We start from the raw sequence: 15,667 nt of genomic DNA on the forward strand, positions 1-15,667 counted from the left end.
TTAGATCTAAATGCAACGATTATTTTTTACCGTCCATTTTATCTTTAAGGGCTTGAAGTGCAGAGTTTGCATCACCTAAAGTTGGTTTTGCTTCTGCTTCAGCTGCTACTTGCTTTTTAACAGCGTCTTTTACAATCTTAGCCTCTTCTTCTTTATGAATGCTCATATGTGAAGCAACCACTTTCTTGAATTCTTTGTTGAACTCAATAATTTGGAATTCAGCCTCATCACCTTTTTTCAACATCGTACCATCTTCTTTTTCAAGGTGACGGTTTGGAATGAAAGCGGTAATATCGTCATTGAAGTTGATTGTAGCTCCTTTGTCTACCATTTCGTCAATAGTAGCAGTGTGCTTAGTACCAACTGCAAATTCAGCCTCATACTTATCCCAAGGGTTTTCTTCAGTTTGTTTGTGACCTAAACTTAGTTTACGTCCTTCAACATCTAACTCAAGCACAACAACATCTAGCTCATCACCAATGTTAGTAAATTCGCTTGGGTGCTTAATTTTCTTAGTCCAAGAAAGGTCGCTAATGTAGATAAGCCCATCGATACCTTCTTCTAACTCAACGAATACACCGAAGTTAGTGAAGTTACGTACAATACCTTTGTGGCGTGAACCTACAGGGTATTTTGTAGTAATATCAGTCCATGGGTCTGGAGTCATTTGCTTAATACCAAGGCTCATTTTGCGCTCTTCTTTGTCCATTGTAAGAACAACAGCTTCAACCTCATCACCAACATTTACGAAATCTTGTGCGCTACGTAAGTGCGTAGACCAAGACATTTCGCTAACGTGGATAAGACCTTCAACACCTTCAGCTACTTCAACAAAAGCACCGTAATCTGCAATAACAACTACTTTACCTTTTACTTTATCTCCAACTTTTAACTCATCACCAAGAGCTTCCCATGGGTGAGGGTTAAGTTGCTTAAGACCTAATTGGATACGTGTTTTATCTTCATCGAAATCAAGAATTACAACGTTCAATTTCTGATCAAGTTCAACGATCTCGTTTGGATGGTTGATACGAGACCAAGAAAGGTCTGTAATATGTACAAGTCCATCAACACCTCCAAGGTCAACAAATACTCCGTAAGAAGTGATGTTTTTAACAACACCTTCAAGTACTTGTCCTTTTTCAAGCTGCCCGATGATTTCTTTTTTCTGCTCTTCAATATCTGCTTCGATAAGCGCTTTGTGAGAAACAACAACGTTTTTGAATTCGTGGTTAATTTTAACAACTTTGAATTCCATTGTTTTACCAACGTAAACATCGTAATCACGGATAGGCTTAACATCAATTTGAGAACCTGGTAAGAAAGCTTCGATACCGAAAACATCTACGATCATACCACCTTTAGTACGGCATTTTACGTATCCATTTACGATTGTACCTTCGTCGTGAGCTGCATTTACGCGATCCCACGCCTTGATAGTTCTTGCTTTACGGTGGCTAAGGATAAGCTGACCTGTACTGTCCTCACGAACATCGATCAATACTTCTACTTTATCACCAACTTTTAAATCTGGATTGTAACGGAATTCGTTTAATGAAACAACACCTTCACTTTTCGCATTGATATCGATAATTGCATCACGGTCTGTAATGTAAACTACCTTACCTTCAACAACTTCATCATCAAGTGTGTCAACGAAATTCTCAGCTACTAACTTTTCGAATTCTTCTAGTTTACCATCGTCGATAGGATCAATTCCTTCTTCGTAGTTGTGCCAGTTAAATTCTTCTAGGAATTTTTCAGGATTGCTTTCTTTTAATGAAACTTCCCTTTGAGGCTTTGTAGATGCCTCGTTTTGAGTTGCAGTATCTTCTACTTGCACTTCTTCTTTGTTTGCTTTATCAGCCATTTGTTTGTGAAATTGATTTCTAAACTTCTAAAAGTAGAACGTTTTAAAAATCAATATTTTGTATTCTGCGCTGTTACAAGATTTTAATGCGACTATCCCACAGAAGGGTTCTTTTTGTTTTGTTTCAATTCCTCTTAATCTTGACTCGTCGCTAAGAGGGGTGCAAAAATAATGTTTTTCTTTTGAAAATCAAAAGGTTTAGTCACAGAAAGTTAAAATTGTAGACTTTTGTATTAAAAACAAAATTCAATACCCTTTTAAGAATATTGGGTCAAGGTGTTTCCACAAAATGAGAGCTTTATAAATTTAAAATCTTCTATTCATTTTAATATACATTATAATGAATAGAAGAAATGTTTGAACTCAGATCAAACTTAACCACGCATAAAAAAGATACAAACGTTAAAATAACAACCCTTGTCCACCTTCGTCAGTTCTTAAATTCTCGTCGTCGTCTGAATCTGATTTGGTTTTTGAATTGCCATTATCTGAAGTCATCTTTTCTTCATCAACAACTTCGATTTCCTTAGCTTCTAAAGGTTTTGGCGGATTGTATGGCAAAGGCTCCATAGTATTAATTTCTAAAACCTTTTCTTTCGTCAATTGATTCCCCATTGCAGTTATTCCTTTAATCGCAATAAATTCTTCTAGATTAACCTCAAGATTTTCATCACGCTCCTGCCCTCTTTTCTTAGCAAAAACCACTTCAGCCATTGGACGATAATCGGTAAATATTCTTTCTAAATACGAATCTGCATGATCTGTAATAATAGTTTCTTCTTTATCTGGGTTCTCTATTAGGAAACGTTTTACGTAAAACAACTCTTTTTCACCTTCCCAATAAATGGCGCTTAGCGGTTTTTTAGGATCCCATTTTTCAAGCACAATCATATCGCTATCAAATCGCAAGGTTAAATCCGGAACAACCGTCTTAACAACACCTTTTTGATTCACAATTAGCAATCGATCTTCTTTTCTAAACTCACCTAGAAGTTCTCCACGCTCATCAACATTTAAACGCTGTACAGAATCGTCAAACCAAATCTTTCTCGGTTTTAAGGTAGAGAGTCCTTTCTCTTTCAGCTCAATCTTTTTTATAGCGTATTTGGAAACAATATTTCCTTTAGAATTTCTTCCTTTTACTAATTGATCGGCAAAATCAAAGTCGAATTTTAATTTCTTAATACTTCCTGTCTGACGTAAATAGATGGTTACCAATTCGGCTTCACCGTTTGGGTTTGCAGTAAAGTATAGTACTTTGGAGCCTTTCGCTCCATTTGTCATATCGTATTCTTTGTCACGGGTTATAGACGTCACGGCAAAACGCTTAACATAACTTGAGCCACGAGTTCCGTCGCGGTAAATCATATTGTAAATGGTGCGTTTATCTTTCTTTTTAAATACAGCCACGTGAATAATATTTTTACCAACAAAGGTCTTGCTATCCACTTTTGTAACCATCATTGTACCATCTTCGGTAAATACAATAATATCGTCTATATCACTACAATCGGTTACGTATTCATCGCGTTTTAAACTTGTACCCACAAAACCTTCTTTGCGATTTACATATAGCTTAGTGTTGCGAATTACAACCTTAGTCGCTTCAATATCTTCAAAAGTTCTTATCTCTGTTTTACGCTCTTTACCCTCACCATAATCCTTTTTCAATCGCTTAAAGTAATCGATTGCATAATCTATCAAGTTGTCTAGGTGATGTTTTATTTGAGCAATACTTTCTTCAAGCGCATCAATTTTTTGTTGCGCTTTATCGATGTCGAATTTAGAAATTCTTTTAATTCGAATTTCTGTTAATCGGACAATATCTTCTTCGGTAACAGAGCGTTTTAAATGATTTATATGAGGCTGTAATCCTTTGTCTATCGCTTTGATAACCCCTTCCCAAGTTTCTTCCTCTTCAATATCGCGGTAAATTCTATTCTCAATAAAAATTCGCTCTAGTGAAGCAAAGTGCCATTGTTCTTCTAACTCTGAAAGCTGAATTTCCAACTCGCTTTTTAGCAATTCAACCGTGCGGTCTGTACTTAAGCGAAGCATTTCAGAAACTCCAACGAACAAAGGTTTATTGTCTTCAATAACGCATCCTAAAGGCGAAATGGAAGTTTCACAGGCTGTAAACGCGTATAGCGCATCTATAGTTTTGTCTGGTGAAATTCCACTAGGTAAGTGAATTTGAATTTCAACTGCAGCAGCTGTATTATCCTCTATCTTTTTAATTTTAATCTTCCCTTTTTCATTCGCCTTTAAGATAGAGTCAATTAGCGAAGATGTATTTGTTCCAAAAGGAATTTCGGTAATTATTAAGGTGTTTTTATCAAGTTGGTTTATACGAGCACGGCTTCTAATTTTCCCTCCGCGCAAACCATCGTTATAATTGGCTATGTCCATGATTCCACCTGTAGGGAAATCTGGATATATTTGAAACTTTTTACCTTGTAAATGCTTAATAGAAGCATCGATTAATTCAAGAAAATTATGTGGAAGTATTTTTGTTGAAAGACCAACTGCAATTCCTTCTCCCCCTTGATTTAAAAGTAGTGGAAACTTAACGGGCAAATTAATTGGCTCTTTTCTACGTCCGTCGTAAGAAGCTTGCCACTTGGTGATTTTTGGGTTGTAGATAACATCTAAGGCAAACTTTGAGAGTCTAGCTTCAATATATCTAGAAGCCGCAGCACTATCTCCCGTTAGGATGTTTCCCCAGTTTCCTTGAGTATCAATCAACAAGTCTTTTTGACCAATTTGTACCATGGCATCTGCAATACTGGCATCGCCGTGTGGATGGTACTGCATGGTATGCCCAACAATATTTGCTACCTTATTGTAACGCCCGTCATCCAAATCTTTCATAGATTGCATAATACGGCGTTGCACAGGCTTAAATCCATCTTCAATTGCAGGGACGGCACGTTCTAAGATTACATAGCTAGCGTAGTCCAAAAACCAATCGCGATACATTCCAGTTACCTTTTTTATAGTATCACCGGAAGTATCGTCGTTTACACCTAAATAATCTGGACCTGTAATTTCTTCTTCGTTATTGTCGAGTTTGTCACTCATTGCTATTTGCTGTATTCTTTATTTTATTGATTCACTCAGCGCTCTCTGCGTCTTTGCGGTAAACTTACACCTAAGAGGCCGAAAGATCAATAAGGTTGTTTTTTAATAAGACGCTATTAAGCGTGTTCTAAATAAATTATTCTTCTACTCTATCCAACTCCACCTTCAAATTATCAATAATAAACTCCTGTCTATCCGGCGTATTTTTCCCCATATAGAAAGAAAGCAACTCCTCGATACTCATAGACTTATCTAGCATTACTGGGTCTAACCGAATATCGTTTCCTATAAAATGTACAAATTCGTCTGGCGAAATTTCACCCAAACCTTTAAATCGTGTAATTTCAGGCTTTGGCTTAAGTTTTTCTATAGCATTTAACCTTTCTTCTTCAGAATAGCAGTAAATAGTTTCTTTCTTATTTCTAACTCTGAATAGTGGTGTTTGCAATATATACAAATGCCCTTCTTTTATCAACTCAGGGAAAAACTGGAGGAAAAACGTAATCAGTAATAAACGAATGTGCATTCCATCTACATCGGCATCCGTTGCAATTACAATATTGTTATATCGCAAGTCTTCCATGGAATCTTCAATATTCAACGCTGCTTGCAGTAAGTTAAACTCTTCGTTTTCGTATACAATTTTCTTGGTCATACCATACGTATTTAATGGTTTTCCTCGAAGTGAGAATACGGCTTGAGTATTTACATCGCGACTCTTTGTAATACTACCACTTGCAGAATCTCCCTCTGTAATAAACAGCGTAGACTCTAGATTTCTTTCATTCTTTATATCTCCCAAATGCACACGGCAATCGCGTAATTTTTTATTGTGAAGACTCGCTTTTTTAGCCCTATCCTTAGCGAGTTTTCTGATACCGCTAAGCTCTTTACGCTCTCGTTCTGCTTGAACTATTTTTCGTTGAATAGCATCTGCCGATTCAGGATTTTTATGTAGAAAATTATCGAGATTAGTTTTAACGAAATCGTTGATGTAGGTTCGAACGGTTGGCAAATCGCCACCCATATCGGTAGAACCAAGTTTTGTTTTTGTTTGACTTTCAAAAACAGGCTCCATAACCTTGATGCTAATTGCTGAAACAATTGACTTCCGAACGTCACTAGCATCGTAATTTTTGTTGTAAAACTCACGAACCGTTTTTACAATAGCTTCACGGAAAGCTGCCAAATGCGTACCTCCTTGCGTGGTGTTTTGTCCATTTACAAAACTGTGATATTCTTCGCTGTATTGTGTTTTACTATGCGTTATCGCTACCTCAATATCATCACCGCGTAAGTGAATAATTGGATACGCCATATCTTCTTCACTAATAGTTTCCTGAAGAAGGTCTTTTAATCCATTTTCGGAATAGAATTTTTGTCCGTTAAAATCTATTGTCAGCCCAGGGTTTAGATAGACATAGTTTTTGAGCATTTTCTCGACATACTCTGTACGGAATTTAAAATTCTTAAAGATGGTTTCATCCGGAATAAAAACCACTTTGGTTCCTTTTCTTTTTGAGGATTCTTCAACCGCCAAATCATTTGTAAGCTCTCCAAGTGAAAACTCTGCGGCTTTCATTTGGTTATCTCTAACAGATTCTACTTTAAAAAATGAAGAAAGTGCATTCACGGCTTTAGTACCCACCCCATTCAATCCAACAGATTTCTTGAATGCGCGACTATCGTACTTACCTCCGGTATTCATTTTGGAAACTACATCAATCACCTTTCCTAGTGGGATTCCACGACCATAATCGCGAACTCTCACTTCTTTTTCTTTTATGCGAACTTCGATAGTTTTTCCCGCGCCCATAACAAACTCATCAATAGAGTTGTCTAGCACTTCTTTTAGAAGGATGTAAATTCCGTCGTCTGGCGAAGACCCATCACCAAGTTTACCAATATACATCCCGGGACGCATACGAATGTGTTCTTTCCAATCGAGGGAGCGTATGTTATCTTCGGTATATTGTGTTTCGGCCATAAAAATTTTGTGTAGGGTTGCTAATATAAATATACGTGAGCACTTGTGAAACCAATACTTCAGAAAGTAATTAACAATAAAACGTGCAATATTGTTAGTAATTAGTTTTTAGTCTCTAAAGCGCAAATATATTTTATACATCGGAATAAAATAACACTTATATTTAATAAAAACAATTAGCTATTAATTCTTAAATAAAATCCTTTACAGACTGCTAAACTTTTGCAAAGAATACGGCACTATTTTGATTGCTAGCATTTATTTTTATAATTTCATAGGTCAAATTTTATAACACAAATGGAATTTATAGATTACTACCAAATTCTTGGGCTTACAAAAAGTGCTAGTGAAGCCGATATCAAAAAAGCATATCGAAAACTCGCTCGAAAATATCACCCTGATTTAAACCCCAACGACAAGTCTGCCGAGCAAAAGTTTAAACAAATAAACGAAGCCAATGAGGTTTTAAGCGATCCTGAAAAACGCAAAAAGTACGACCAATACGGAAAAGATTGGCAACACGCCGATGCCTTTGAAAAATCTAGGCAACAGCAAGGTTCACAAGGTTATAGCAATCATAGAACTTACAGCAGCAGCGGACAAGGGTTTGATGAGAGTCAGTTTTCAGACTTTTTCGAATCGATGTTTGGCGGCGCTGGGTTTAGTAGCGGTGGGCGCAGACAAGCAGCTCAGTTTAAAGGTCAAGATTTGAATGCCACACTACGATTAAATTTAACAGATGTCCTTCAAGACCAAAAACAAACCATAAGTGTAGGAGATAAAAAAATTAGACTTACAATCCCTGCAGGAGTTGAAGACGGGCAAACCATTAAAATTAGAGGTTACGGTGGTGAGGGTATGAATGGAGGCCCTAAAGGCGACTTATATATCACTTTCGAGATTTTTAATAACACTCGATTTAAACGCCTTGAAAGTGACATTTATGTTACCGAAAACATATCGTTATATACTGCGCTTCTAGGCGGGGAAATAACTATAGAAACTCTTACTGGTAAAGTAAAATTGAATGTTAAGCCCGAAACTCAAAATGATACTAAAGTAAAACTCACAGGGAAAGGACTTCCAAAGTATAAAAAGGACGGACAATTTGGAGATTTATATATTACATATAAGGTAGAGCTTCCTAAAAGCCTATCTGCAAAAGAAAAAGAACTGTTTACCGAACTTTCAAAACTGAGATAATGGCACAAGAAAAATATATATTAGTAAAACACTACTGCAAACATTCAAATATTGAAGACACATTTGTGAATAGACTTCACGAATATGGATTGATTGTTTTTGAGGAAAAAGAAAACAACCTTTTTATTGATGAGAGTGATATCTCAGAAATCGAACGAATGTTTAGATTACACAACGATTTGGGGATAAACTTTGAAGGCTTAGACGTTATAAGACGAATGCTGAATAGAATGAATAAGCTAGAAAAAGAAATGGATTTACTTCAGAAAAAACTACACTTATACGAATAGTTTCTTCAAGAAATAAATCCACTTGTCATTATTATAAAGTAGGTAGAAGAAATAAATTCAACCCACCATTTAAGTTCTCTTCAGAATTTAAACATTAAAACGGAAGTGCATAATATCGCCATCTTTAACGATATATTCCTTCCCTTCTACGCCCATTTTTCCAGCTTCTTTTACTTTAGCCTCACTTCCGTAAGCTACAAAGTCTTCATATTTAATTACTTCAGCTCTAATGAAACCTTTTTCAAAATCTGTATGAATAACCCCCGCAGCTTGAGGTGCTGTAGCCCCAATAGGAATAGTCCACGCGCGAACTTCCTTAACACCTGCAGTGAAATATGTTTGAAGGTCTAGCAGCCTATAAGCACTTCTAATTAGTTTTGCTGAACCAGCTTCATCAAGACCTAAATCTTCTAAAAACATTTGACGCTCTTCAAAAGAGTCTAATTCGGTAATATCGGCTTCAGTACCAACTGCTAAAACTAATACTTCTGCATTTTCATTTTTTACAGCTTCACGAACTTGCTCGACATATGCATTTCCATTTACCGCAGCGTCTTCATCAACATTACAAACATACATTACTGGTTTGTCTGTAATAAATTGAGAATTCTTAATATATTCTTCTCTTTCATCTTCAGTTAAATCGATAGCACGAACAGATGTACCAGCCTCCAAACCAGCTTTTACTTTTAATAGAGAAGCTTCTTCTTTTTGAGCTTCTTTATTTCCAGTACGGGCTGCACGTTTTACTTTTTCAAGTTTTTTATCTACAGTCTCTAAATCCTTTAACTGAAGTTCAATATCGATAGTTTCTTTATCACGAATTGGGTTAACATTACCGTCAACGTGCACAATATTATCATTATCAAAACAGCGTAAAACATGAAGAATTGCATCAGTTTCTCTAATATTGCTCAAAAACTGGTTTCCTAGTCCTTCTCCTTTACTCGCTCCTTTTACCAATCCTGCAATATCAACTATTTCAACAGTTGCTGGAAGTACACGTTCTGGTTTTACCAATTCTTCTAGTTTCAACAACCGTTTATCCGGCACATTTACAACTCCAATATTAGGTTCAATTGTACAGAATGGGAAATTCGCACTTTGCGCCTTGGCATTTGACAAACAATTAAATAGAGTGGATTTTCCGACATTTGGCAATCCTACGATACCTGCTTTCATTTATTATATTTTTTTAGAGTAAATCAATAAAAAGTCACTTTTGATTTACGGAGGTGCAAATATACATCTTCGAGGCAGACTTTCAATAATTGATTTCAAATGGTTTTTAAAAAGTTTAAGTTTTATTTCACTATAACGATATAGTAAATTAGTAACTATTCAATTAATTTTACTTATCAACATAAATATTCAATATTATGAAAAATGCAGTAATGAGTCTTGCTATTGCCATTCTAACATTTGCTGGAGTTCAAGCTCAAGAAAACAAGACAGTAAAACAAGAATCTACTATTAAACGAGTAGTTACTAAAAAAGGAAGTGAAGTTGAAGTCAAAGAAGTTAAAGAAACTGATACTGAAAGTGGCGCCGTAATAGTAAGTGATGATAACCAAACTAATCAAGAGTTTAGAATTGAAAGTAAAAAAAATCGCGACAATAAATTACTTACGGACGAATTAAATACCGACGAGAAAAATGAATTGTTAATCCTTGAGAATAAAAGAAAACAAGAGGAAAAGCTAGAAGCTTCTATTAGAAAGCAGAAAGAGTTAGCTGCCCAAAAGAGAATAGAATTGGAACAAATTCAATTACAGAAAGAAAAGGAATTAGCCGAAAGAAGAGCTAAACTTGAAGCAAGACCAAAAAGAATGTCCAAGTTAAAAAAAAGGAATTAGGCTACACAATATCTTAACCAACAACTTACATAATTTCCATTTTATGAAATTTATATAAGAATTACCATAATATGATATGCCCAAAAGTTTGATTTATTTTAAGATTGTGAAATGATTATCAATGTTTTAGGTTATTTTAACATTTGATGATTGTACTTTTGAATAATTCAATAAAAATAATAAACAACCATTATGAGAAAAATATTAACAATAATAGCGTTAGCAGCATTTACAAGTGTATTTGCGCAGGACAACAAGAACAAGAAACAGGAAACTATTACTACTAAAACCGCTGTTAAAAGCGAAAAAGGTGTGGATGTTTCAACTAAAGCAGTAACTAAAACCCAAAAGCAGAGAATTTCATTGTCTGAAAAGGATGCTGATAGGACTAATCAAGAAATGGTAGTTGAACCTTCTACTATTAACACTGAAGTTAATTATGGTTACGAAGGAAATAGATTTAAATTTGTAAATCAGCAAGATAAAGACGGTTATAGAATGATGACTGTAAAGGACAATGCAACCAATGAAGAGTATGCTATTATCAAGCCTACTTCAAAAAATGGTTATTACATTATGTCTCAAAACGGAAGATCATCTTTTGGATATTTCAATGATAACGGTGATTTTGTTGTAGAGCAATACGATACTGATAAAGATGCTGTAGTTTCTGTTATCTATAGAATAAATAAAACTGGTGGTGTAAAGCCAATGAAGAGTAACTCAGTAAAAATCCAACAACAAGATAAATAGAGTATACCTCCTCAATCCAAAGTAATGCCTTTTAAAATATTTTAAAAGGCATTATTTATTTTATAATTTATCTCAATTTTAATCTATCTGAAAGTAATCAAGTTTATATAAACAAGAAAAGCAACCTAGTAGGTTGCTTTTATATTCGAATTAAGGAATTTTATTCCTTATGCATAAACGCTTGTTTTGCTAGTAGTTCCTCATCACTTTCTACGTGATCGTCGTCAGGAACACAGCAGTCCACAGGACATACAGCAGCACATTGCGGCTCATCGTGGAAACCTTTACACTCTGTACATTTATCTGGAACTATGTAATATATTTCGTCGCTAACTGGTTCTTGGGTTTCATTTGCATTAACCTGTTTTCCATTTGGTAATACTACATCACCATCTAGATCAGTACCATCCGCATAACGCCAATCGTCTGCTCCTTCGTAAATAGCTGTATTTGGGCATTCTGGTTCGCACGCACCGCAGTTTATACATTCATCTGTTATTATAATTGCCATGGTATTTACTTTTTTTAACTTTGTGCAAATTTAACGCCTATTAAGGGCAACTCCAAACTAAGTATGCAATTAAAAGACAGAATTAACGCTTTTACAGCTTTAGGTGAGTTTCTTAGAGAAATAAATACTGAAGTATCACAAGAGCGTCCAGAAATAAAAAACCTTAATATTGAAAGTATCCTAAGGAGCGCTGAAGCCGAAAACGGTTGGTTTACTCAAGAAAATATACACTTTGCACTTAACAGTTGGGGCAATGCTCTTTCCGAAGAAAACTTACAAAAATGGATTTCTAATTATAAAATAGAATCGGTTGAACCGAAGACCGTTGCTATTATTATGGCTGGAAATGTTCCTTTAGTGGGGTTTCACGATTTCCTTTCAGTATTAATTACAGGAAATAATGTATTAGCCAAGCTTTCTTCTAACGACAAAATCCTATTGCCACTCATTGGCAAAATTTTAATTGCAATTGAACCAAGGTTTAAAGATTATATTGAATTTTCCGAAGGACAGTTAACAACATTTGATGCTGTAATCGCAACAGGAAGCAATAATACTGCTAGATACTTTGATTATTATTTCGGAAAATATCCTAATATTATTCGTAAAAATAGAAATTCAGTTGCGGTATTAACTGGAGAAGAGACAGAAGAAGATTTAAAAAACCTCGCTGATGATGTATTTAGATATTTCGGTCTTGGCTGCCGTAATGTTTCAAAAATTTACATTCCTGAAGACTATGATTTCGAGCCATTTTTTAAAGGAATGTTTAACTGGAAAGAAATAATTCATAATCACAAATACATAAACAATTACGACTACAACAAGGCTGTTTATTTGATGGATAGCTTTCCTCTACTGGACAATGAGTTTATGTTGTTAAAAGAGGATTCAGGTTTTTCTTCTCCTATCTCGGTGCTTTTCTTTGAAAAATACACTTCAAAATACGCTGTAAAAAAAATGCTAGAAACTGAAGCAGAAAACATTCAATGCGTAGTTACCAAAGCAGGACTACCGAATGAAATTCCATTTGGAAAGGCTCAAAATCCTGAATTATGGGATTATGCAGATGGTATAGATACAATAGAATTTTTATTGAAATTATCTAAATAAAAATTGTGCATATACGACATATTTAGGGTTGTATTTTGCACTTTTGCATTATAAGTTTATAGAATATGTAGTGTAGACAAAACTCATTCAAAAAATTTATTACAAATGTATTACAACATTACATTTACATTTCCAATTTAATATTTAAATGAAGAAACATAACTTTAGTGCAGGTCCGTGTATATTACCACAATCCGTTTTTCAAAAAGCTTCTGAGGCTGTCTTAAACTTCAATGATTCAGGTCTTTCAATATTAGAAATATCGCATAGAAGTAAGGATTTTGTAGAAGTTATGTCAATCGCTCAGAATTTAGCTTTAGAACACCTCGGATTACAAGAAAAAGGATATAAGGCCCTATTTCTTCATGGGGGTGCTAGTCTTCAGTTTCTAATGACTGTATACAATCTCTTAGAATTTAAAGCCGCTTACCTAAATACTGGGACTTGGAGTGAAAAAGCAATAAAAGAAGCAAAGCTTTTAGGAGAAGTGGTTGAAGTAGCTAGTTCAAAAAATGAGAATTTCAATTATATTCCGAAAAACTATAGCATACCTTCAGATGTAGATTATTTTCACTGTACAAGTAACAACACCATCTTCGGCACACAATTGCAAAGTTTCCCCCAAACTAATGTGCCTTTAGTATGCGATATGAGTAGTGATATCTTTTCTCGCCAGTTAGATTTTTCAAAATTTAGTTTAATCTATGCGGGAGCACAAAAAAATATAGGGCCTTCAGGAACAACTTTGGTCGTTATTAAGGAAGAAATTCTTGGAAAAGTTTCACGGGCTATTCCATCAATGCTTAACTATAAAATGCACATAGAAAAAGACAGTATGTTTAACACCCCTGCTGTTTTCCCAGTTTATGTATCCATGTTAACATTACAGTGGTTAAAAGATTTAGGAGGCATTTCGGCAATTGAGAAAGTGAATAATCAAAAAGCTGAAATCCTCTATCAAGAAATAGATCGGAATCCGTTATTTGAGGGGTTTGTGATCAATAAAGAAGACCGCTCTAAAATGAATGCCACTTTTAATATTAAGAAACCAGATTTAAAAGAATTCTTTGATAGCCTAGTTAAAGAAGCTGGAATAAGCAGTATTAACGGACATCGAAGTGTTGGGGGTTATCGTGCCTCTATGTATAACGCCATGCCTTTAGAAAGCGTACAGCTATTGGTCGAGGTAATGACGGATTTTGAAAAACGCGCCTAACTCTAGAGCGAACAGAGGAATTAACGATTATAAATTTAGCAATTTATTTAAATGAAAATATTAGCGAACGACGGATTATCACAAAGCGGAATAAAAATTTTAGAAGCAGAAGGTTTTGAAGTTTTAAATGTGCACGTAGCTCAAGAACAGCTCCAAAACTACGTTAATGAACATAAAATTGAAGTACTTTTAGTTCGAAGCGCAACTAAAGTTAGAAAGAATTTAATAGACAATTGCCCATCTTTAAAAATCATAGGTCGCGGTGGTGTGGGCATGGATAATATTGATGTTGATTATGCGCTTAAAAACGGATTAGACGTAATAAATACTCCAGAAGCTTCATCTGGCTCTGTTGCCGAACTTGTTTTTGCCCATCTTTTTGGAGGAGTAAGGTATCTACACGACTCTAATAGAAACATGCCTTTAGACGGCGATAGCAGGTTTAAGGAGATGAAAAAGAATTATGCAGGCGGGAGAGAACTCCGTAATAAAACTCTTGGTATTATTGGTTTTGGAAGGATTGGTCGTCAGGTTGCTAAAATAGCTTTAGGATGTGGGATGAAAGTTATTGCAAGCGATTATGAAGTTGGAGAGGCCGATATCACATTAGAATTTTACGACGGTCAAGAAGTAACCCTGAAAATTAAAACCGCTCCAATTGATAAATTATTAAAGAATAGTGATTTTATCAGTTTGCACGTACCTTCTCAATCAGAGTATTTAATCGGAAGGAATGAAATAGCAAAAATGAAAGATGGTGTAGGAATTATAAATGCTTCACGTGGAGGTATTCTTGATGAAAACGCACTTTTAGACGCTTTAGAAGAAGGTAAAGTATCCTTTGCAGCATTAGATGTATTTGAAAACGAACCTACTCCGGCAATTAAAGTTCTTATGAACGAAAAAATTTCACTTACTCCACATATTGGTGCGGCTACAAATGAAGCACAAGAAAGAATTGGTATAGAGCTCGCAAATCGAATTATTTCAATAATGAAGAAATAAGTTAAACAACACTTAAAATTCAATGAAGTCAGACAACTTTTTATCATTCTAGTTTATTTTTAACTAACTTTACTTGAATTAACTATTCGTAAGTAACCAAATATTAAAAAAGATTATGTCAGGAATTTTAGATTTATTAAATAGTGACCTTGGAAAACAAATTGTTGGAGGCATTAGTAAGGAAACACACCAACCAGAAGATAAAACAGCATCGGTAGTTGCAATGGCAATGCCAATACTAATGGGTGCAATGAAACGCAATGCAAATACCGAAGGCGGTGCAGCAAGTTTAATGAATGCTTTAAATAACAAGCACGACGGAAGTATTCTAGATAATTTAGGAAGTCTTTTTAGCGGTGGTGTAAATGAAGAAGTAAAAAAGGACGGAGATGGAATTTTAGGCCATGTATTAGGAGGGTCTAAAGACACTGCCGTACACGCTTTATCACAAAAATCAGGTCTAGATTCTAGTTCTGTAATGCAAATCTTACAAGTTGCAGCACCTATTTTATTAGGGTATTTAGGAAAGAAAAAACAGCAGCAAAATGTAAGTTCAAATTCTGGAATTGGAGATTTGTTAGGTAGCCTAATGGGCGGCGGAAGTGGTCAGTCTCAACAACAATCTATGATAGAATCGTTACTTGATGGAAACAACGACGGAAGTGTTATTGATGATATTGCAGGAATGGTTCTTGGTGGTGGAAATCAGAAAAAAGGAGGCCTAGGCAATATTTTAGGTGGTTTCTTCGGTAAATAAACTACATTTTATATCTATTAAAATA

At 35.1% G+C, this 15,667-nt stretch carries 13 protein-coding genes; 8 read left to right on the top strand and 5 right to left on the bottom strand.

Annotation, left to right across the window (positions count from 1 at the left end; translation table 11 throughout):
• Positions 1-19: 19 nt before the first annotated feature.
• The 3 genes from rpsA to RT250_RS08085 form a co-directional block, all read right to left on the bottom strand.
• Positions 20-1,870: a 30S ribosomal protein S1 gene (gene rpsA / locus RT250_RS08075; protein ID WP_313113781.1), complete on the bottom strand. Its 1,851-nt coding sequence runs from the start codon at positions 1,868-1,870 to the stop codon at positions 20-22.
• A 402-nt stretch (positions 1,871-2,272) separates the two neighbouring features.
• Entirely contained in the window at positions 2,273-4,951 is a 2,679-nt protein-coding gene (locus RT250_RS08080; protein WP_313113782.1) for a DNA gyrase/topoisomerase IV subunit A, read from the bottom strand.
• Between the two features lie 136 nt (positions 4,952-5,087).
• Positions 5,088-6,938, bottom strand: coding sequence for a DNA topoisomerase IV subunit B (locus RT250_RS08085; RefSeq protein WP_313113784.1), 1,851 nt, complete (start codon positions 6,936-6,938; stop codon positions 5,088-5,090).
• 297 nt (positions 6,939-7,235) lie between these two features.
• Here RT250_RS08085 and RT250_RS08090 point away from each other — a divergent pair, with 297 nt between their 5' ends.
• Positions 7,236-8,141 carry a DnaJ C-terminal domain-containing protein gene (locus RT250_RS08090; protein WP_313113786.1) on the top strand — a complete coding sequence of 302 codons (906 nt, stop codon included), beginning with the start codon at positions 7,236-7,238 and terminating at the stop codon, positions 8,139-8,141.
• Entirely contained in the window at positions 8,141-8,431 is a 291-nt protein-coding gene (locus RT250_RS08095; protein ID WP_313113788.1) for a chaperone modulator CbpM, read from the top strand. The genes RT250_RS08090 and RT250_RS08095 overlap by 1 nt, the downstream gene beginning before the upstream one ends.
• 87 nt (positions 8,432-8,518) lie before the next feature.
• Here RT250_RS08095 and ychF read toward each other — a convergent pair whose 3' ends face one another.
• A complete protein-coding gene (gene ychF, locus RT250_RS08100; protein ID WP_313113790.1) occupies positions 8,519-9,613 on the bottom strand; it encodes a redox-regulated ATPase YchF in 1,095 nt (364 codons plus the stop codon).
• Positions 9,614-9,810: 197 nt separating this feature from the next.
• Here ychF and RT250_RS08105 point away from each other — a divergent pair, with 197 nt between their 5' ends.
• Positions 9,811-10,287: a hypothetical protein gene (locus tag RT250_RS08105; RefSeq protein WP_313113793.1), complete on the top strand. Its 477-nt coding sequence runs from the start codon at positions 9,811-9,813 to the stop codon at positions 10,285-10,287.
• A gap of 192 nt (positions 10,288-10,479) precedes the next feature.
• Positions 10,480-11,040 (top strand): hypothetical protein, encoded by a 561-nt coding sequence (locus RT250_RS08110; protein ID WP_313113795.1) that lies wholly within the window; start codon positions 10,480-10,482, stop codon positions 11,038-11,040.
• A gap of 160 nt (positions 11,041-11,200) precedes the next feature.
• On the opposite strand, the gene RT250_RS08115 is transcribed toward RT250_RS08110, so the two are convergent.
• Complete coding sequence (locus RT250_RS08115; protein WP_313113796.1) at positions 11,201-11,551, bottom strand: 4Fe-4S dicluster domain-containing protein; 351 nt, start codon at positions 11,549-11,551, stop codon at positions 11,201-11,203.
• A gap of 63 nt (positions 11,552-11,614) precedes the next feature.
• Here RT250_RS08115 and RT250_RS08120 point away from each other — a divergent pair, with 63 nt between their 5' ends.
• The 4 genes from RT250_RS08120 to RT250_RS08135 all read left to right on the top strand — a co-directional run bounded on the left by RT250_RS08120 (position 11,615) and on the right by RT250_RS08135 (position 15,642).
• On the top strand, positions 11,615-12,664 hold the full coding sequence (locus RT250_RS08120) for an acyl-CoA reductase (RefSeq protein WP_313113799.1): 1,050 nt from the start codon (positions 11,615-11,617) through the stop codon (positions 12,662-12,664).
• Positions 12,665-12,812: 148 nt separating this feature from the next.
• The gene (gene serC, locus RT250_RS08125; RefSeq protein ID WP_313113801.1) at positions 12,813-13,880 is read left to right on the top strand and encodes a 3-phosphoserine/phosphohydroxythreonine transaminase; all 1,068 of its coding nucleotides are present in this window, start codon (positions 12,813-12,815) and stop codon (positions 13,878-13,880) included.
• A gap of 51 nt (positions 13,881-13,931) precedes the next feature.
• Entirely contained in the window at positions 13,932-14,885 is a 954-nt protein-coding gene (locus tag RT250_RS08130; RefSeq protein ID WP_313113803.1) for a D-2-hydroxyacid dehydrogenase, read from the top strand.
• Positions 14,886-15,000: 115 nt separating this feature from the next.
• A complete protein-coding gene (locus RT250_RS08135) occupies positions 15,001-15,642 on the top strand; it encodes a DUF937 domain-containing protein (RefSeq protein WP_313113807.1) in 642 nt (213 codons plus the stop codon).
• Positions 15,643-15,667: the final 25 nt, after the last annotated feature.

It is taken from the genome of Aequorivita sediminis (genome assembly GCF_032080575.2).
Taxonomy (GTDB): domain Bacteria; phylum Bacteroidota; class Bacteroidia; order Flavobacteriales; family Flavobacteriaceae; genus Aequorivita; species Aequorivita sediminis.

Coding starts and splice junctions, on each gene's coding strand:
- rpsA (WP_313113781.1), bottom strand. CDS start 1,870: ATGGCTGATAAAGCAAACAAAGAAGAAGTGCAAGTAGAAGATACTGCA.
- RT250_RS08080 (WP_313113782.1), bottom strand. CDS start 4,951: ATGAGTGACAAACTCGACAATAACGAAGAAGAAATTACAGGTCCAGAT.
- RT250_RS08085 (WP_313113784.1), bottom strand. CDS start 6,938: ATGGCCGAAACACAATATACCGAAGATAACATACGCTCCCTCGATTGG.
- RT250_RS08090 (WP_313113786.1), top strand. CDS start 7,236: ATGGAATTTATAGATTACTACCAAATTCTTGGGCTTACAAAAAGTGCT.
- RT250_RS08095 (WP_313113788.1), top strand. CDS start 8,141: ATGGCACAAGAAAAATATATATTAGTAAAACACTACTGCAAACATTCA.
- ychF (WP_313113790.1), bottom strand. CDS start 9,613: ATGAAAGCAGGTATCGTAGGATTGCCAAATGTCGGAAAATCCACTCTA.
- RT250_RS08105 (WP_313113793.1), top strand. CDS start 9,811: ATGAAAAATGCAGTAATGAGTCTTGCTATTGCCATTCTAACATTTGCT.
- RT250_RS08110 (WP_313113795.1), top strand. CDS start 10,480: ATGAGAAAAATATTAACAATAATAGCGTTAGCAGCATTTACAAGTGTA.
- RT250_RS08115 (WP_313113796.1), bottom strand. CDS start 11,551: ATGGCAATTATAATAACAGATGAATGTATAAACTGCGGTGCGTGCGAA.
- RT250_RS08120 (WP_313113799.1), top strand. CDS start 11,615: ATGCAATTAAAAGACAGAATTAACGCTTTTACAGCTTTAGGTGAGTTT.
- serC (WP_313113801.1), top strand. CDS start 12,813: ATGAAGAAACATAACTTTAGTGCAGGTCCGTGTATATTACCACAATCC.
- RT250_RS08130 (WP_313113803.1), top strand. CDS start 13,932: ATGAAAATATTAGCGAACGACGGATTATCACAAAGCGGAATAAAAATT.
- RT250_RS08135 (WP_313113807.1), top strand. CDS start 15,001: ATGTCAGGAATTTTAGATTTATTAAATAGTGACCTTGGAAAACAAATT.